We start from the raw sequence: 18,476 nt of genomic DNA, 5'->3' as shown, positions 1-18,476 counted from the left end.
CCGAGAAATATAAGTCCATTTATAAGTGCAAAACTTATAAATGCTTATATTTCAAGCAAAAGCGACTTCGTCGTCCTTCTGGGACGAGCGAAGAGCTTTGCCTTAGAATTTAAAAAATAAACGAAAAGCCCCCGACAGTGGACCCGGGGACCTTTCATCGACTAGCTATAAATCGTTCAAAGCGACCTGCCCGCTTTAGAATGAGCTGCTTATTGCATACAGGGCGTTACGCCAACGATTCAGCATAGGAAAGCACAGTCGCCAAATCCTTCTCAAATGCGGCGCGGTACTCTGCAATAACAGCTGTGCTGTGCCCGTTGGCCGTCAGCCTCGCTGACGTATCCGCTAATATCGCTTCAAAATCGCTTTTAATTCGGGCAACCTCCGTCTGTGCTTGCAGCTTCACCTGCTCCTTAGTCGCTTCATCCCGCGCTGCCACAAATGTCATATACAAATTCGACAGCGTCGAGGTAGCTTCGGTTTTGAGCGTTTCAAGCTTGGCTTCCGCCTCGCTTGTAATGACCTCAAACGCCAGCTTCGGCGTATTGTCGACTATTCCGCCGCCGGTCCCAGGCTGGCCGCTTCCGCCTGTGCCTGGTTGGCTGCCTTCTGTGGTACCCGGTTGAGTACCGCCGCTGCCCGCCGAGCCGCTTCCTTCACTGCCGCCAGCTTCGGCCTGCTCCTGCTGATATGCGGCTGTTTCGCCTGTTACAGCGCCTGTTCTGCTATCCCATTTAATCGCAGCACCGGATGCTTCCGCCATAAAACGGAGCGGCACATAGATTGAGCCTTTATAATAATAAGCGGACTGATTCTCGGGCAAAGCCTGCTCCTTCCCTTCAAATATGAAGGAAGCCTGCACCGCTGTAAGCCGAATTGAAACTGGTGCAGCAGCAGCAGCAGCAGTTTCCTCTCCAGCAGCAATCACGCCAGCAAGCTGCTCTTTCAACGCCGCCGCTTCTTCCGCAGTTGGCTTAGCTACCGTTACCGTCGCTGTATCGCTATTCCATTTCACCGTCTTCTGTAGCGCAAAAGAGACGAATCGAACGGGCACATAAGTCCGGCTCTGAAATTCAAACACATACTGCCCGCTTGGCAGCTCCAGCTCCTCCCCGTCAAAAGCCAGACTGACTGAAAGCGGCTTTGCAATAATTGCTTTATTGGAACTGGAACCGCCCTGTGCTGAGGCCATGTAAGGCAGCATAAGGCAAAGCATAAGGCCGAGAAGCATAGCAGATTTAAATGTTTTCATAGGTTAGTCGTTCACTCCATTCCTCGCCCGGCTCCCTCGCTTGAAAATGGCTCAGCCAGCAGCAAGCGAAAGGGAAACCGTGCTTTTCCTAAAATCATCGCTTATATTAGAGACAGCAGCAAGGGCCTCGACTCTTATATTCAAAATTGGGTTTTATCTGCATCCGCCCCTCATTCGATTGAATTCGACAATATTCTTGCGTCCTATTGCATTTGGCCCCTATTGTCCTGGTTCCTCGCGGCCCACAGCAAGGCTTTGTGGAAAATGGAAAGTCTCTTGCGGCAAATTTTGCGCGTGGTACAATAACCTTATTATGTAATTCACATGAAAAGATAAGGCGGGATGTTATATGTCATATTTATCGCTGAACAGCTGGAGCCTGCATAGACTGCTTGGCCCGCTTCATTGGACGTCTTGGGACGCTGATACGCAAACCCATCAAACGACGGATCATGAGCAGCCTTTGGAGCTGACGCTGCTGGAGCTGCCAGCTGTCGCAGCAGCCAAAGGCTACCAAGCCATCGAGGTATGCCATTTCCATTTTCCATCTACGGATGCGGCCTATTTGCAGCAGCTAAAGGATTCTTTTTCGGCTGCATGTCTATCCTTTGACACACTGCTCGTCGATTATGGCGATCTTACATCTCCCGAGGCGGAACGCCGAGAAGCTGACTATCTGCTAATGCAGCAATGGATTGACGTAGCGGCAGCTTGCGGCGCCAAGCAGGTGCGCATTATCGCCGGGGAAGCGGAGCCAACTGATCACGCGGCCATTCGCCAGTCTGCCGAAGCTTTGGCTAAGCTGGTAGACTATGGCGCTTCGCGCAGGGTGAAGGTCATAACCGAAAACTTTAAATTGCTGACGAGTATAGGTGACAGCTGTATGGAGCTGCTGGAGCAGGCAGGAGATTCGCTCGATATGATTACCGATTTCGGAAATTTCAGCGGGCCAGCCAAATATGAGGATATTGGCCGCACAGCTCTGCGCAGCGTTTCGATCCATGTGAAAGCGATGAATAATGAGCATGGCCATCCCGATCAAGCCGAGCTTCGCCGCTGCCTCGAACAGGTACAAGCCTCCGGATTTGACGGCGCTTATGTACTCGTCTATGATGGGCCGGGAGATATGTGGGAGGGGCTCGAGCGAGTGAAAGCGGTTGTGCAGCCTTATATCGCCTAGTCATTCGTTATAGAGCGCTAGCGAGTAGGAGAACGGCTGCCCGCTGGACTGTCTAATTTATTTAATAGGCAATGACGTAATTGTATTATACATAGCGTTGCTGCTCGCAAATAGAAGAAGCCTTCCTCTACCGTCATCCAAACGGTCGAGAAAGGCTTCTTTTTGCTTAATTGCCCCATGGATGCAGCTCGTCCTGCCGAACAGCACTGCGTCACCTTAGACTGCCGTTGTTGTCATCCAACTAACGTACTCCGTTAGTTCTGAGCATGCATTTCCAATTCGGTGTCATTTTGACTTAAAAACTTCAATAAATCATTACTTAGCTGCATAATCTCATTGTTTGCATTATTCGCATAATCTGGCAACATCCTATCCTTAACCATCTTAGTCCGTAGCCATATCATAAAGAAAAGATCCAAAAATAAGTTTGGAAATTTAAGCACCATTTTAAGCATTGAGTTTCACCTGTCAACCTCCCTTTCTTTATTTCGTCTTTGGCTCCAGCGTCAAAAGGATTTATCGTCAGAAGAGTTTTTCAAGTTAGTGGAGAACCTATATGCAAGAGGGGTTACGCCCTATTTTAAAGAATGAGTCTGCCATTCAATCTCCCCTTCTCCAATCAACGCTAGCAGGCCTAATAATGGACTTGAACCCAACATGTCTGAGCGATAAATAAATTCGACAGGCAGCTCCCGGTAAGCCTCGGGCAGTCGATGGGAAGAGACTACTCCCTCCCTTTCCGCCTTGGCAATTGAGGATTTCGGCAGCAAAGAGATGCCCAAGCCTGCCGATACGCCCTTCACGATTAAATCCAATGTCCCGAACTCACGAATTTCATAGGAGGTTAGCCCGCTTGCGTGTAAAAAATGCTCCGCTCTGGCACGATGCGTGCAGCCTACGTCAAAAAAAAGCATCGGCTTAGCCAGCAGATCGCCCATATTGTCTCCGCCAGCTTCCGATATGAGCACCAGCTCCTCAGAAAATGCCCGTACACTGCTGATTCCCCGCTCCTCGATCGGACCATATACAAAGGCGCCATCAAGCTCCCCCTTCACAACCCTTTGCACGAGCGAATGGGTACCGCCTGTAGCTAGCGATAGCTGGACGTCAGGAAATTCAGACTGATAACGGGTAAGCAGCGGAAGCAAATGAGTGGCTGCGGTCGTCTCAATCGAACCGATTCGCAGCGGTCCCGCTGGCTGATCAGCATATTTTGTTGTACGAGCCGCTTCATCCAGCAAGGCCAAGATACGGTCTGCGTATTGCAGAAGATTTTCTCCCGCCTCCGTTAACGTCATCCCTCGATTGGAGCGGACGAATAGCGGGAGCCCCAGCTCCGACTCTAAATATTGAATTCGGGTCGTAACATTGGACTGCACATAATTCAGCGCCTCAGCCGCCTTCGTCGCACTGCCCTCTCGGGCAACCGCACGGAATATTCGCAAATCCCCGCTCTCCATCTCACCAGCTCTTTTCCACTATGATTATTTATGATAGCGACTATCTAATTCAATCATTTTACCTAATGATTCTCACTGTGTACAATGCGGTTAGCTAAGTATTTCATCAACCATTAATGGCAGGAGGACTTAAAATGAAGGTAATTTCACATAAGAATGCAAGTGGTTTAGAGGGGTTGAATTATGAAGAAGGGGCAGATTTGCTGCCCGGTGTGGGCGAGGTCAAAATAAGACTGAAGGCAGCCGGGATTAATCATCGGGATTTATTCCTGATGGATGCACGAACTGCTGCCGATGCTCCGCTTATTCTCGGCTCGGACGGAGCTGGGATCGTGGAAGCGATTGGAACGAATGTCGGATTCGCCAAGCTCGGCGACGAGGTCATTATACATCCCTGCTTAGGATGGGAAAAAACAGCCGAGGTCCCTGCGGTGCCAGCCATATTAGGCGGCCCGACGAGCGGGACATTGGCCCAATCGGTCATTGTCCCTGCAGCAAATGTTTTCCCCAAGCCAGCTTATTTAAGCTGGGAAGAAGCAGGCGTGCTGCCCTTATCCGCCTTGACCGCCTACAGGGCGCTGTTCACTAAAGGGCAATTGCAGCGGGGCGAGCATGTTTTGATCCCTGGCATTGGCGGCGGGGTCGCTACCTTCGCCATGCTGATGGCGTTAGCAGCTGGGGCAACGGTAAGTGCAACTTCCCGCAGCAAAGCCAAGCAGCAGGTGGCTATCGCCCAAGGGGCAAGCAGCGCATTAGACAGCCATAGCGATTGGCGCAGCAGCTTGGGCCCGCATGCCGTTGATCTGATTCTGGACAGCATTGGACCGGCAACCTTCGGACAATATTTCGAGGTTATCAAGCCGAACGGACGCATCGTCACCTTCGGCGCCAGCTCCGGGGATGAAATCACGATACCGATCCGGGCGTTATTTTTCCCTCAGGTCAGTGTGATCGGCACTTCCATGGGCAGCCGCGAGGAATTCGCCGCTATGCTGGCATTTATGGAGCAGCACCAGTTGCGCCCTGTCATCGATCGCGTGTACGGGCTCTCTCAAATTAAAGAGGCCTTTGAACGTATGAAACGCGGCGAACAGTATGGCAACATCGGAATTAGCATGGCCCAGGAGCCACATGATCCTTCTTAAGCTTCATCACATACTTCTCCAGCTGGAGGGTGAGGCTCCTAAGCTCATGCTCCTGCTGAAGCAAACCAAGCAGCGCTTGGATAATAACCACCTTTGGCTGGTCACGTGCAAATTCCTCAGCAAGCGCCTCGGTCGCATCGACGAGTTGGGTCCGTCTGGAGCCTGTAATCGCCAGCTCCTTAATAACAGCGAGCAAGGCGTCCAGCAATTGGCTGCGCTTCTCTTCCAACGATATCTGTTTGCACTTCATTCCTTGGCTTATCCTATCGAACATCAATACGTCCGTTAAAATCGGTTTCTCCTGCTTGGCCAAAATATTTGCAGCCATTTCCTCCATCCGTTCTAAAACAAATAGGGTGATATCCCGGATGCGGATCGGTCTATTTTCAAAAATCATCAGGAAGTTAAACTCTTTAATGATCCCGCCATATACCGTCACCATATCCCAAATATGAGGCGTTATTTGTTCACCAAGCAGGCGAATCAGACTGTTTTTATGAAGGTCGTACATCATCGTTCTCATTTGGATGAAAAAGGGGGCTAGCTCTTTTTTCGTTTTAATTAATTCCTTAATTTCCTGCATAATAAACTTATTGATCACAAAAAACTCCAGCGTCACTTCCGTTTCCCGCACAAAAACTTCACGAGGCGAGAGCCCCTCTTCCTTAAGAATCCCTGCAAGCTGATCATCCAGCAGCTGCTGCCGACTTTTGTGAACTTCCTTGAATAGTTCTTCCTTCGACTGAAAATATTTATATAAGGAGCCTTTGGCGATTCCGCAATCATCGGAAATATCCTGAATCGATGTTGCCGCATAACCCTTCTCCATAAAATGGCGGACGGCAGACTCAATAATTCTGTCTCTAATCAGGCTCAATAAAATCCCTTCTTTCAAAATCATTTGACTTTCAGCAAAAAATCGATAAAATAAAGCCTAGCGTGACCGACCAGTTTTACAAAGAAACCACTAGTCAATTTTACGAAATCTACTCCTCCTTCGTCAAGGAGCAGCTCGCTAGGCTGACTGGTTCTTTGAGCTCAGATCGGTATATAAAACCCAAGAGAGGACGAGGAGCCTACACATGTCTACACCAAATGCTTCACAGTTAGCCTCAGAACCGGAATTTTCCATCAAATCGATTTTGGCGCCGCTTCTGGCCATCATTATTGGCATGATGATGGTTATTCTGGACAGTACCGTCGTCAATGTCGCTGTTCCTAACCTGCAAGAGTATTTCAACAGCTCGCTCAAAACGATCCAGTGGACAATCACTGGCTATACGCTGGCTCTATCCGCTGTTATCCCGCTTGCCGGATGGATGACCGATAAATTTGGGGCAAAACGAATATTTCTTATTACTATCGCGCTGTTCACACTGGGCTCCATCCTATGCGCATTGGCACAAACGCCTGAGCAGCTTGTTTTGTTTCGAATCATTCAAGGCGTTGGCGGCGGCATGGTCTCCCCTATCGGTATGGCCATGATCTTTAAAATGGCGCCACCCAACAAACGCGGCGCTGTTATGGGGATGCTCGGAATTCCAATGCTGCTAGCCCCTGCCATTGGCCCGATATTATCCGGCTGGCTGATCGGCTTTGCGTCATGGCACTGGATTTTTTTAATCAATCTACCAATCGGTATTGCCGCTTTAATTGTTGGTAATAAATTCCTGCCGAATCTTGAACGTCAAAAAGCTCCTGCACTCGATATTTTGGGGATGATTCTTGCTCCTATCGCATTCGCTATGCTAGCATTCGGCGTCAGCGAAGGGGGAACAGACTGGGGCTCCACTCGAACCTTAACCGGATTAATCGTAGGGGGATCGGCTCTCATTCTGTTTATTATCGTTGAGCTATTACAAAAACAACCGCTGCTGGAGCTGCGCGTGTTCCGCTCCTCCGATTTTACTCGCAGTATTATTTTATCATGGATTTCACAAATTGCCTTGTTCGGATCGATGCTGATGATTCCTTTGTATCTGCAAAATGTCCGCGGGTTCTCTGCGCTTGAGAGCGGACTGACTACCTTGCCGATGGCCATCTGCTCGATGATCTTTATGCCGATTAGCGGTAAGCTGTTCGACAAGTTGGGAGCTCGCCCGTTAGCTTTAACGGGACTATCCATCATAACAATTGCTTTGTTCTCCCTATCCCAAATTGGGACGGATACCCCAATCGGTCTCGTTATGATCCCTATTGGCATGATGGGAGCGGGGATGGGCTTATCCATGATGCCGCTTAACACCCATGTGTTGAACTCTGCGCCGCGTAGACTCGTCAGCCGTGTAACGCCTTTGACATCAGCTAGCCAGCAGGTCGTTACATCCTTTGCCATTGCTGGTCTGACAGGCTATTTTTCGTCACAGATCACGGTCCATATGTCCGAGACAGGCGCTAGCAGCAACATGCTGGATAATATGTCACTCGCCTTTGGCGATACCTTCTTCCTATCAGCGGGCATTGCTGTAGCAGGAGTATTATTAAGTATCATCCTGCGCAAGCCAAAGCTGAGGGATGATCACGAGCAAGAAGAGGATGCACCGGACCCTGCGATGATGATGGGTCATTAATTTCAAGGCAAGATGACTTTTTGCTCCGAGAAGGGTACAATAAAGGGAAGTAAGCTAATATCAATTATTGATTAACAGACAAAAGGAGTGTTAACAATGACACAATATCGTGAAATAGATTCAGCAGAGCAATGGGATGCCGCTTTGGAGGGCTCCAAGGATCGCGCTCTGGTTGTTTTCAAACATAGTACAACTTGCCCGGTCAGCGCGAACGCGCACCGCGAATTTACAACTTATCTGGAAGCTAATCCGCGTCAGGATACCGATTATGTCCTTGTAAAGGTCATCGAATCACGCCCTGTATCGAACAAAATCGCTGAAGACACGTCGGTTAAGCACGAGTCGCCGCAAATTATTTTTATCCAAAACCAAGAGAAGGTTTGGAGCGCTACACACTGGGCGATCACATCCGAGCATATTACGGCTGTTCTTGACTAATTGGATTATAAATGCAACACAGATATCAACTGTCTTGCAAAAACTTAAAACCCGAGCCGCTTGTTTCCGCAAGCGGCTCGGGTTTTTTAAATCTAAATTAACTGAACAGGCTTCGCTTTCGTTCAAATGACTGACAAAAAGACGGTGCCCCGGTCGCTATCGACCTGGAACACCGTCTTCATTTACTTCCTAGCAGGCTTTGTTGTTATTCGTATAATACGGAAAGCACCTTGGCAATTACGACTGCCGATTGTGCGCGAGTTGCCGTCGCCTGTGGCGCGAAAGCACCATTGCCCATGCCGGAAATCAGCCCAAGCTGCTTGATCGCAGCTACTGCTTCCTGTGCATAATCGGAGATTTGCTCGGCATCTGTGAAGGAGGCTGGTGCATTCGCAGGCTGCGCTGCTCCTCCATCAGCTGCGAAACCGCTTTGCTTCGCAGCGCGGTACAGCATAACCGCCATTTCCTCGCGCGTAATGGAGGCATGGATGCCGAAGGAGCCATCCGCTCTGCCATTAATAATGCCACTCTGCTCTGCGGCAAGGACAGACTGCTCATACCAGCTGCCAGCCTTGATGTCGCTCAGCTTCGTTGTAGCTCCGTCTGTGCTCTTAAGACCGAAGGCCTGAACGAGCATATGCACAAACTGCGTCCGGGTTACGCTGCCGGCAGGCTGGAATTTGCCTGCCGCTGTACCTTGAACGATGCCCTTGGCCGCAAGGCCTTCAATTGCAATCTTCGCCCATGGATACTGCGCGATATCGTCAAATGAAACATTTGCATAAGCCGCTGCATAACGGCTGAAATGCGCCGCCTTGAATACGATCACTTGCTCCGACTCGCGGTACACACCGCTATGGACGGCTTCTACAGTGCCGTTGCTGTTCAAATAATAAACGACTGCCTGATGCGGCTGCTCGCCTGCTTTCAGCGTATAGGGCAAAGATACTTCAACTTGCCCTTCGCTCCATGCGATCTGCTTGCCATCATGGACAAGCGTCAAATCATACACTTGATTCGCGCCAACTTGCGCGCGCTCCTCAGCTGTAAGGGCAGCCGAGTCTACTTTCTCGGCTGTGAAGGCCAGCGTTGCAGCGGTGTTTTGCGCCGCTGCTACGGCAAGGGCTTCGACGGAGACGCTGATGCGTACGCCGCCCAGCCATACATGCAGCACCGGAACGTTGTGATCGGTCAGCTCTTTAATTGCAGCCGCTGGCAGCTGTACGACTGCCTGCTGTGCTGCAGCTGCTGGAACGACGCGAATCGTGACGTCGTTCCCGCTTGCCTGCGTCGCCGCCTTGCCCAGCTCGCTGGCGGTGACAGTCGCGACCAGCTTGCCGGAAGCATCTGGCACGCCGCTTGCGATCGTAATCACAGCAGCCGATGGCGCTGCTGTTGGTTGTGGGCTAGCCGCCCCAGTACCCGACCCCGACGAGGTGCCCGGCGTTGACGCCGCAGATGCCGTTGGCGCCGGCGTCCCTGGTGTTGGCGACACCGGAGATACTGTCGGTGTTGGTATCCCTGGTGTTGGCGACACCGGAGGTACCGTCGGTGTTGGCTCCCCTGGCGTTGGCGTCGGTGTTGGCGTCGGCACCTCTGGTTCCGTCGCCACTTCCAGCCCTGCAACCGCAGCTGTCACTGCTTCTGCGCTCGCAGCTACCTGCGCCTGATCGGCTTCCTGATCCGCGCTTACCCGCTGCGCAGCAGCCAATGCTTCAGCAAGCACAGACCAGCTTGCTGACGTGTATTCGCTTTGCGTCAAGCCAGCCGCTTCAGCGACTGCAGCATGCAGCTCGGCCTTATCGGCTAGAGCAAGCCCGAATGCCTTGAAGTCCATCATGCCGACCCAGCCTTGACCCTCAGTAATCGTCAGCTTGAGATATCGGCCCGTGTTGTTATCCGTCAGCTTGTGGCTGTCTGAAGGCATCGCCAGCGTTTTCGTATCCGCTGCGGTGCGGAACGTTACGCCATCATCGGAAATTTCCACCTTGTAATGGACAACTCCCGCCCATTTGTTGAGCACTACTTTTTTCACCAGCGAGGATTGGCCCAGATCGACCATCCACCAGCTGTCCACTCCTTTATCTGTACCCCATGATGTGCCTTCATTTTGATCGATTGCACCTTCTGGAGCATTGGTCTTGCCTCCGCCGCTGCCTGCGTTGCTGGAAGAAGTCGCTGCTTTAAACGCTGCGATATCCTGCAATGGCTTAAGATCTTGAATCGCTGCAGCAAGTGCTTCCGTCGCAGCCACAACCGCTGTTTGAACGGCCTGGCCATCGCTGTTTACCGCCTTCGCATTCCCTAATGCAGCTTGCAGCAAAGCCCATCCGGCCGCATAATATTCCGCGCCGTCGAGCTGCTCAGCCGATACGATGGTAGTGACCAGTGTGCCTTTGTCCACGTTAGACAAACCATTCAGAGCTGCCTGCAAGCCGGCAACCGCCTGATTGACGATCGTTTGTGTTGCTCTTGCATCACCAGACGCCGTCCGTGCGATAGCAAGCGCATTTTGCAGCGCCTGCCAGCTTTTTACTGACCAGTCCGCCTCTTGCTTCGTTTCGGCATCAGCAATCAGCTGTGTCAGCGCCGCCTTATCCGCCGCTATCACTTCAAGCCCAGCGACTACGGACGCCAGCTGCGCCTCAGCCGCGTCCACTTCAGCTTGCGTTACGCCTTGAGCCGTATACGCTTGATCATGAACGAGCTGCGCCTGATTGATAGCAGGTTCAAGCTGCGGCCAGCTCTGCGGCGTAAAATCTGCCCGGGCGAGCGACTTGGCTTCCGCAATTGCTGCCGCCAAATGCTGACGATCTGCCGGAGCTGCCGTTAAGCCATGCTTATACACGTTCAAGGAATCCAGCGCATAGCCCTTGTAAGCATATCCGCCGTTAGCTGGATATTCATCGTAATCAAACATCGCATGATTTTCCCACGCGTCGCCCTCAGACGCAATCCAGCCTACATTCGATGGAATCCATGCCGGCTCCCAATAGAAAAATCCAGCTCCCTTGTTATTCTCCACATTGGAGATCAAATCCATAATCGTTTGAATCGCGTCATATTGACCTTGAACGGTTGCGTCCCATGTTGCCCCGCCTGTTTTCAGCTTTTGGTCGGAGCTGATAATATTTTCATGGGCATCGCCATTTTTATAAGAGAACGGATATGAGGTTTCGGCAATAACCACTTCTTTGCCGTAACGCAATGCCATATCGTCCATGTTGATTTTCACTGCTTCCAGCGTACCATGCCAGAACGGATAATAAGATAATCCGATAATATCGTAATCGACTCTACCGTTGATCCCGTCAAAGAAATAGCGGAAGGTCGCATTTTTTCCGCCTTCAGCAAGATGAATCATAATTTGCACATCATCGCCGCCAGGTATGGCGCGGACAGCGGATGAACCACTGTTCAGCAGCAGCGACTGATCGTCAAAATTAACCGAACCGCCTTTGCCCGTGAGCACACCACTGTTAATTTCATTACCAATCTGCACCATGTCAGGCATCGCATTTTCCGCCTGCAATTCGGAAATGACCTCATACGTGTAGTCATATACCGCCTGGCCCAGCTCAGGCATCGTCAGGTTTTTCCATGCCGCAGGGCGAACCTGCTGGCCCGGATGCGCCCAGTCATCCGAATAGTGGAAATCGACGAGCAGCTTAAGCCCCTTCGCCTTTACTCGCTTGGCGAGTCTAAGTACATCATCCTTATCATTGTAGCCGCCTGAGTTTTGCGGATCATTCCACACCCGCAACCGCACGTAGTTGACGCCGCGGTCTTTGAGAATGTCCAGCAGGTCGCGCTCCACGCCATTGCTGTCGTAATATTTGCCGCCGTTGTCCTCAATCGCGGTCAGCGTCGAAATATCAACCCCGCGAATAAAATCATCGCGGTAGCCAAGCACCGTTACTGACGCTTTCGGCTGCAAGGTTGCCCCCACTACCGTTCCTGCTACTTCAAAGCTGCCTGCACCCGTATAGCTCTGTGGGTCAACAGCGTCCCATGCCACATCGACCAGCCCAAAGCTGCCATCCGCATAGGCGGCATTCACCTGTGCCGGAAGGCTCGGAGCGGTTCCGCTGTAGGTTTCTAAATTTACCGCATCATAGCCAGTAATATCCGCTGGATTTTTAACAATTTCCTTCTCTCCTACCTTTAATTCTTTAATACCCGGCCACCAGCCGCTTCCCGCATAAAAGGAAATCGTGACGCGCACATAACGCATGCTGTCTGTCTCGAAAGCAAGGCTTGCCGTCTGCTGCTTTGCCGCATTAGCGGATTTATCGGCAGCGATCGTCCAGTTCATATCGTCCGGCGATACCTCTACGATATACTTGACGATTTCATCATCCTTCCAAGTGATTTCCACACCAGAAAGATCAAATTCGCTGCCCAAATCCACCTTGAGCCAGTGTGTCGGATTAACAGCGCTTGCTGCGCTCCATGCTGTATCCGGATTGCCATCAACCGCGTTTTCCTTCGGCTGGCCCCACTGTGGATCTATATATTCTTGGCTTGCGGTAACGATTTTGCCAAGCGCCAAATTTGCTGCTGCTGCCTTTACGGCTGCTTGCGGCCAGGCCATTTGCGTCATAAAAAGCGCTACGACCAGCACGAGGCTGATGTACCCTTTCCCCTTTTTCATGTAAACCTCTCCCTTGATTATATTGTTTCTCCATGCTTCTTCTAATTGTAAGCGATTTTATGAAAAGCGATATACATACCAAAAGCAACATTCCAGCATTTTATACAACCTGTTTGACGCCGCACATTCCGAATATTGGGAGCGCTATCATTCAAAGGGTTTTCATAAGCAATACCTGCGCAAGCAGACGCTTTAAAAACGAACTAGTAGAAAAGTTCTGAAATAACGTGCTTAAGCTCCATAACGGGGATTTACCAAGAATTCCAGCTAGTCTCTTGTTATTCGCAAGCCGATGTTTTATATTGACATAATAGCAGGTCAAAAATAAAAGAGGTGATCGGACGAGATGACTCCACGCACGAAGGAACAAAACGATGAGATCCGGCTGCGGCGTCTAGCGCAAATCCGGAGTGCCGCTGCCGATGTGTTTTTGAACAAAGGGCCTTTACTGGAAATCCGCGATGTGGCCGCGCAGGCGGGACTCGGCTATGGCACGGTATACCATTATTACAGCAATAAGGGAGATTTGCTCCAAGATCTGCTATGGGACGCATTGGAACGGGCCGGGGGATGGCTGGAGACGCCGCTAGTGGCTCCGCTGGAGCTTCCTCGCGCTTCGACTTTGGAGGAGGCACCGGCGGGCGGGCATTTTGGCTTGGCTGCTGCGGCGGACTCCGGGAATTCGGCTGTCGCGGATTCCCGAAGCGGCAGCCGCGAAACGGCCGCTGCCGCAGAGCTTGGCCCTGTCGCCGCCGCCAGTGTTCGGCTGCTGCAGCTTTGGGCGGAGGACCACGCCCATTACCTGCTGTATAAGCTGGCCGGTGAGGGCTTTGCCTCGATGCCTGAAGCGCGCTCGGCCACGCTCTCGGCCGCCTTTCGCCGGGAGGTGCTTGCGCCGCTGGCCGCGCTGCTGGAAACCGGGCGTGCGGCGGACGGTGCTGCCACTTCTGCCGGAAACGCATCGGAGCCGCCGTATCAGCTACAGCACGCGGAAATGCTGCTGGCCGCCTTGGTCGGCTGCGCCTCGCTTTCGCTTCGCCGCGGTAAGCTGCACGAGGAGGCGAAGGATATCGCCCGGTTTTTAAAATTGTAGAATGGATAAGGAGCGAATAAACAACGATGATCATTTTAAAATCACCTAGGGAAATCGAAGAGATGAAGCCGGCGAGCCAAATTGTTGCGGCCTGCTACCGCGAGGTGGCCAAGCTGATCGAGCCTGGGATCACCACCCAGGAAATCAATGACTTTGTTGCCAGACACATTACCAAGCTGGGCGGCAAGCAGTTTACGAAAGGGTACAACGGTTACCCCGCCGAAACCTGCATTTCGGTCAATGATGTGGTGGCCCACGGCATTCCTTCGAGCCAGGTGCTTATGGACGGCGACTTGCTCAAGCTCGACATCGTCGTGGAATACGGCGGGTGGTTCGGCGATTCGTGCTGGTGCTATGCAGTGGGCAATATCAGGCCCGAGGCACAAAAAATAATGAGGGTAGCAAAGGAATGCTTGGACCTGGGGATAGCCCGGGCGCTCCCTGGGGGCCGGCTCGGCGACATAACGTCGGCGATTCAACAGCATGCGGAAGCGAATGGGTTTTCGGTCGTACGCGATCTGCTGGCGCACGGGATCGGGCGGAGCCTGCACGAGGAGCCGAGCTACGAGCATATCGGCGTAGCCGGTAAAGGCATTCGGTTAAAGGAAGGCATGGTGTTTACGATTGAACCGATGATCAACGAAGGGACGTTCCGTATCAAGATCGATGATGATCGGTGGACGGCGAGAACGGCCGACGGCAAGTTGTCAGCGCAATATGAGCATACGATCGCAATCACGCAAGACGGACCGCTGATTTTAACGGCTCAGTAAAATATAGAACCAAGCGGAAACGGCTGAAGCCGTCCTCTGGCGGCAAAGCTTCCGTTTCGCGTAGAAATATAGAGAAAGGATGTTGTTACGATATACTTTCCTATATTTCAAAAAAAGGCTGCTCTCCGTTTCCGGAAAACAGCCTCCTGTACATCTTTTAAAACCCGTAAGATCGCCTTGGTTATACTATTCTTTTACCGAGCCTACGACGAGGCCTTTAACGAAAAACTTTTGCAGAAACGGATAAATAATCAGGACAGGAAGCGCACCGATAAAAATTTGCGCCGCACTAACCGTCTTCTGCGAGATCAAGGCAAGTGATACCGGATCAAGGCTCATCGAGCTCATGTCGCGCGAAATAATGACCGTTTGCAGAAAGGTCGCCAGTGGATATTGGTGAACACCCTCTGTGTACAGCAGGCCGTCGAACCATGAATTCCAGTGGAACACGATGCTGAACAAACTGAGCGTTGCAATCGCTGGCTTCGATACGGGCAGGAAGATCGTGAACAGCACCCGGAAGTGCCCTGCTCCATCGATCATCGCCGCCTCCTCCAGCTCCTTCGGAATGCCCCGGAAGAAGTTCATCATCAGGATCGTTAAATAAATATTAACCGCTCCGGGAAGCACCAGTGCCCAGAAGGAGCCCATCAGGTTCAAATTCTGGATCATCATATAGAAGGGAACAAGCCCGCCATTAAAGACCATCGCGAAGACGAAAATCCAGGAGTAGTAAGAACGTGCCTTAAAGCTCGTGCTTTCTCTGGAAAGCGGGTAGGCTGCCATAAAAGCCAGCAGCAGCGTAAGCGCCGTGCCAATGGAGGTCCGCATGATAGATATCCAGATCGAGTTTAGAAAGATCGGGTTGTCGATCGTTTTACGATAAGCCTCCAAAGTGAAATCTACCGGCCATAAATTAACGATATTGGCATCGGCCGCTGACTTCGCACTGAACGAAATCGCCAGTACATGAACAAGCGGGATAATGCACAGGAGCGAGATAAACAGCAGCCCTGTATTATTGAGTATTGAAAATATGCGATATGACAGTGTTTTATGATACATTCTAGGCTCGCTCCATTCTTAGAAAATTCGATAGTTTGCCAATTTATAAGCCATGCGGTATGAGACGAATATCAAGATCATGCTGATAATGGATTTGAATAATCCGACCGCTGTTCCAAAGCCCATTTCCCCGCTGATAATCGCTGTGCGATAAACGAACGTATCAATAATGTCGCCTTTATCGTAGACAAGCGGATTATAAAGGTTGAAAATTTGGTCAAAGCCCGCATTCAAAATGTTGCCGAGTGCCAGTGTACCTACAACAATCGCCATCGGTACCATCGAAGGCATCGTAATGTGAAGCGTCTGCTTCCAGCGGCTTGCGCCGTCCACTTCAGCTGCCTCGTACAGCGAGGGGTTAATGTTCGATAGAGCTGCCAGAAAGACAATCGTTCCGTAACCGAACTCTTTCCACACCTCGGAAATAATAACCGTAAAGCGGAACCAGTTGCCTTCTCCAAGGAAGAAGATAGGCCCGATCCCGACCATGCCCAGAAGCCGGTTTACAAAACCGCCATCGCTAGACAGGATGTCGATCAAAATACCACCCAGTATGACCCATGACAGGAAGTGGGGCAAATAAACCATCGTTTGCACATAACGCTTGAAAAGCTCCTTGCGCACCTCATTTAAGAAAAGAGCAAAGATGAATGGAGCTGCGAGGTTAAAAATAATTTTCAAAACCGCAATGACCAGCGTGTTCCAAATAACCTCCAAGCTGTCCTCCCGCTCGAACATATAGCGAAAATTATCGAGACCGATCCATTCCGAGCCTGTAATGCCCAGCCGGGGCTTAAAGTCTTGGAAGGCCATGACAATGCCGGCCATTGGCAAATAGCTGAACAAAATCAGAAAAACAAGAGATGGCAAAATCATGAGATGGAACGGCCAGTGGCGCTTTAGCTGCCTCATATTGTAGTATCCTCCTGAACGCATTTGTATGAATTACCTCAATTATAGCAACGGCCCAAACCGCCTGAACACATGACGGAACCAATATTGATGGCACTATTGCAACTACTTTTCACAGGAGTCTTGCAAAAAAAACAAAAGCAGCCTGCCGGGGGCAGACTGCTTTGCTGACTTGCACTATTTTACAGACGCATACCATTCATTTACTTCTTTCGTAATTTGCTCGCCGCCGGATTTCTTCCAGTTGGCAACGAACGTATCGAATGCGTCAATCGGCTTCGTGCCGTAAATAATTTCGTTAAACGTTTGAAGCTCGATTTTTTTCAGATAATCCATTTTGGACTTCATCGTCGGCGTTGTAGGACCAGTAAACATGTTCATAAGCGCAACATCCTTCTGGGACATGAGCACCTTCGCCGCCTCTGGCGTTTGCTTGCCAAAGCTGTTGGCAATATCTTTTTCCAGCTTCGTCTCCGGCTCCTTGCCATCTGCCAAAGCCAGCAAAGCTGTCATTTGAGCATCTGGAATACGGGCTCCATCGCGAACGAGGAAATAACGAACAATGTTGATATAGCCTCCAGGGATATCATCTTGATAAAGTGTGTTGCCATTGGCATCAACATCATAGTCATAGCCTTTGAACATACCCACCTCAAGCGAGCTGCCCTTAGCAGGGTTTGCGAAGTTGTCAAACATCCAGTTCTCATAAGTGAACAAAGCTTCAGGATGCTTAATATCTTTGTTGATTAAAATAACAGCGCTGGAAAATGGCGTGCCATGGCTTGTTGCTTTGCCATCCGGACCTTTTGGCAGTGCGATCGGTGTCCATTTTGCTGTTGGCACGTTTTTCGCTGTATCGGCAAGCGGCCAGCCGCTCATCCAGTAAGGTCCAGGGATAATACCCGCTGTTCCTGCAACTGCTGGCTCAGCCGTCTTGTTCTCATCCCATAGCGCAGCTTCTTTTGGAATAAAGCCTTTTTTGCTCCACTCCGAAAGCTTCTCCAGACCCTGCTTCATGCCTGTATTAATAGATCCATATTCAAGATTTCCGTCAGTCCCAACATTCCACTGCTCTGGCATAGCACCATAAGCACCAAAAATCCATGATGGGTCGCCCATCCAACTGCTCAGCTTCGTTTTGAAGCCAATGCTAAGCGGCGTTACTTTATCCGGAGCCAAACCGTCCGGATTGTTGTTTTTGAAAGCTTCCATTACGGTTTCCAGCTCGGCAATCGTAGTTGGGACCTTCATATTCAGCTTGTCCAGCCAATCCTGGCGGATCCAAAGCAAGTAATCGTTGTTATAAGCATAATCTAGTACAGGAATACCCATTTTTTTGCCGTCGCGAATATATGGATTCCATACGTTAGGATCAAGCTCCATCGCTTTTTTCCATGTGTCATTTGCGTATTTGTCAAACAGGTCGCCAGCTTCACCGAAATAGCCGGAATCGACCAAATCAGCAACCAGCTGCGGATCATTATTGCCTACAACCAGCACATCAGGCATATCCTGTCCTGAGGACATGGCCAGGCGCAGCTTTGTAGCTAAAGCATTGTTTGTATCCGTTACCGACCATAGCGATTTAATCTCGATACCGAATTGCTCCTTGGCCCATTTTGTCGCTACATTGTTCTCAATCGTTTCACCATTTTTATATTTCACCTCAGGAGCTACGCCCCATACGGTCGTCAATGTGACAGGCGGATCATATTTCTCTTTATATTCATTTCCTGTTGAAGCTCCTGCGTTCGTGCTCTCGCCCGTGCCTGTGTTATCCTTGCCGCATGCTGCGAGCAGGCTGACAACGAGAATGAGGCTTAATACGAGCAGCAGCTGCTTTTTGTAAGCGCTAATCATTTTTGTTTTTCCCCCTCCAACTGTGTGGTGCAATTGTTTATGACTTAATTATAGGAGCATTGCTGGGGAAGTCA

General features: G+C 50.7%; 13 protein-coding genes. 6 read left to right on the top strand and 7 right to left on the bottom strand.

The window, feature by feature from the left end:
- Positions 1-226 precede the first annotated feature (226 nt).
- A complete protein-coding gene (locus MHB80_RS02440) occupies positions 227-1,252 on the bottom strand; it encodes a stalk domain-containing protein (RefSeq protein ID WP_341280678.1) in 1,026 nt (341 codons plus the stop codon).
- A gap of 349 nt (positions 1,253-1,601) precedes the next feature.
- Between MHB80_RS02440 and MHB80_RS02435 the strand changes: the two genes are divergently transcribed.
- A complete protein-coding gene (locus MHB80_RS02435) occupies positions 1,602-2,432 on the top strand; it encodes a TIM barrel protein (RefSeq protein WP_341280677.1) in 831 nt (276 codons plus the stop codon).
- 575 nt (positions 2,433-3,007) lie between these two features.
- On the opposite strand, the gene MHB80_RS02430 is transcribed toward MHB80_RS02435, so the two are convergent.
- A complete protein-coding gene (locus MHB80_RS02430; RefSeq protein ID WP_341280676.1) occupies positions 3,008-3,892 on the bottom strand; it encodes a LysR family transcriptional regulator in 885 nt (294 codons plus the stop codon).
- A gap of 134 nt (positions 3,893-4,026) precedes the next feature.
- On the opposite strand from MHB80_RS02430, the gene MHB80_RS02425 reads away from it, so the two are divergent.
- The gene (locus MHB80_RS02425; RefSeq protein ID WP_341280675.1) at positions 4,027-5,037 is read left to right on the top strand and encodes a zinc-binding dehydrogenase; all 1,011 of its coding nucleotides are present in this window, start codon (positions 4,027-4,029) and stop codon (positions 5,035-5,037) included.
- Here MHB80_RS02425 and MHB80_RS02420 read toward each other — a convergent pair.
- Complete coding sequence (locus MHB80_RS02420) at positions 5,003-5,914, bottom strand: helix-turn-helix domain-containing protein (RefSeq protein ID WP_341280674.1); 912 nt, start codon at positions 5,912-5,914, stop codon at positions 5,003-5,005. The genes MHB80_RS02425 and MHB80_RS02420 overlap by 35 nt on opposite strands.
- Before the next feature lie 205 nt (positions 5,915-6,119).
- Between MHB80_RS02420 and MHB80_RS02415 the strand changes: the two genes are divergently transcribed.
- Together MHB80_RS02415 and ytxJ are read left to right on the top strand one after the other, a co-directional pair.
- Complete coding sequence (locus tag MHB80_RS02415) at positions 6,120-7,607, top strand: MDR family MFS transporter (RefSeq protein ID WP_341280673.1); 1,488 nt, start codon at positions 6,120-6,122, stop codon at positions 7,605-7,607.
- Between the two features lie 96 nt (positions 7,608-7,703).
- The gene (ytxJ, locus tag MHB80_RS02410; protein WP_341280672.1) at positions 7,704-8,045 is read left to right on the top strand and encodes a bacillithiol system redox-active protein YtxJ; all 342 of its coding nucleotides are present in this window, start codon (positions 7,704-7,706) and stop codon (positions 8,043-8,045) included.
- A 205-nt stretch (positions 8,046-8,250) separates the two neighbouring features.
- Here the strand turns inward: ytxJ and MHB80_RS02405 are convergent, their stop codons facing one another.
- Positions 8,251-12,699, bottom strand: a complete 4,449-nt coding sequence (locus MHB80_RS02405; protein ID WP_341280671.1) for a glycosyl hydrolase 53 family protein — start codon at positions 12,697-12,699, stop codon at positions 8,251-8,253.
- A gap of 346 nt (positions 12,700-13,045) precedes the next feature.
- Between MHB80_RS02405 and MHB80_RS02400 the strand changes: the two genes are divergently transcribed.
- Together MHB80_RS02400 and map are read left to right on the top strand one after the other, a co-directional pair.
- Positions 13,046-13,792: a helix-turn-helix domain-containing protein gene (locus MHB80_RS02400; RefSeq protein ID WP_341280670.1), complete on the top strand. Its 747-nt coding sequence runs from the start codon at positions 13,046-13,048 to the stop codon at positions 13,790-13,792.
- A gap of 26 nt (positions 13,793-13,818) precedes the next feature.
- Positions 13,819-14,565, top strand: a complete 747-nt coding sequence (map, locus tag MHB80_RS02395; protein ID WP_341280669.1) for a type I methionyl aminopeptidase — start codon at positions 13,819-13,821, stop codon at positions 14,563-14,565.
- Between the two features lie 186 nt (positions 14,566-14,751).
- Here the strand turns inward: map and MHB80_RS02390 are convergent, their stop codons facing one another.
- From MHB80_RS02390 to MHB80_RS02380, 3 genes are all read right to left on the bottom strand, one after another.
- Positions 14,752-15,630, bottom strand: a complete 879-nt coding sequence (locus MHB80_RS02390; protein WP_046231688.1) for a carbohydrate ABC transporter permease — start codon at positions 15,628-15,630, stop codon at positions 14,752-14,754.
- An 18-nt stretch (positions 15,631-15,648) separates the two neighbouring features.
- Positions 15,649-16,542: an ABC transporter permease subunit gene (locus tag MHB80_RS02385; RefSeq protein ID WP_341280668.1), complete on the bottom strand. Its 894-nt coding sequence runs from the start codon at positions 16,540-16,542 to the stop codon at positions 15,649-15,651.
- A gap of 177 nt (positions 16,543-16,719) precedes the next feature.
- Positions 16,720-18,402 (bottom strand): sugar ABC transporter, encoded by a 1,683-nt coding sequence (locus tag MHB80_RS02380; protein WP_341280667.1) that lies wholly within the window; start codon positions 18,400-18,402, stop codon positions 16,720-16,722.
- Between the last annotated feature and the right edge of the window lie 74 nt (positions 18,403-18,476).

It is taken from the genome of Paenibacillus sp. FSL H8-0537, from assembly GCF_038051995.1.
Classification (GTDB): Bacteria; Bacillota; Bacilli; order Paenibacillales; family Paenibacillaceae; genus Pristimantibacillus.
Note: the sequence above shows the minus strand (reverse complement) of the source record. Positions and strands in the feature narration are given on the sequence as shown.

Coding starts and splice junctions, on each gene's coding strand:
- MHB80_RS02440 (WP_341280678.1), bottom strand. CDS start 1,252: ATGAAAACATTTAAATCTGCTATGCTTCTCGGCCTTATGCTTTGCCTT.
- MHB80_RS02435 (WP_341280677.1), top strand. CDS start 1,602: ATGTCATATTTATCGCTGAACAGCTGGAGCCTGCATAGACTGCTTGGC.
- MHB80_RS02430 (WP_341280676.1), bottom strand. CDS start 3,892: ATGGAGAGCGGGGATTTGCGAATATTCCGTGCGGTTGCCCGAGAGGGC.
- MHB80_RS02425 (WP_341280675.1), top strand. CDS start 4,027: ATGAAGGTAATTTCACATAAGAATGCAAGTGGTTTAGAGGGGTTGAAT.
- MHB80_RS02415 (WP_341280673.1), top strand. CDS start 6,120: ATGTCTACACCAAATGCTTCACAGTTAGCCTCAGAACCGGAATTTTCC.
- ytxJ (WP_341280672.1), top strand. CDS start 7,704: ATGACACAATATCGTGAAATAGATTCAGCAGAGCAATGGGATGCCGCT.
- MHB80_RS02405 (WP_341280671.1), bottom strand. CDS start 12,699: ATGAAAAAGGGGAAAGGGTACATCAGCCTCGTGCTGGTCGTAGCGCTT.
- MHB80_RS02400 (WP_341280670.1), top strand. CDS start 13,046: ATGACTCCACGCACGAAGGAACAAAACGATGAGATCCGGCTGCGGCGT.
- map (WP_341280669.1), top strand. CDS start 13,819: ATGATCATTTTAAAATCACCTAGGGAAATCGAAGAGATGAAGCCGGCG.
- MHB80_RS02390 (WP_046231688.1), bottom strand. CDS start 15,630: ATGTATCATAAAACACTGTCATATCGCATATTTTCAATACTCAATAAT.
- MHB80_RS02385 (WP_341280668.1), bottom strand. CDS start 16,542: ATGAGGCAGCTAAAGCGCCACTGGCCGTTCCATCTCATGATTTTGCCA.
- MHB80_RS02380 (WP_341280667.1), bottom strand. CDS start 18,402: ATGATTAGCGCTTACAAAAAGCAGCTGCTGCTCGTATTAAGCCTCATT.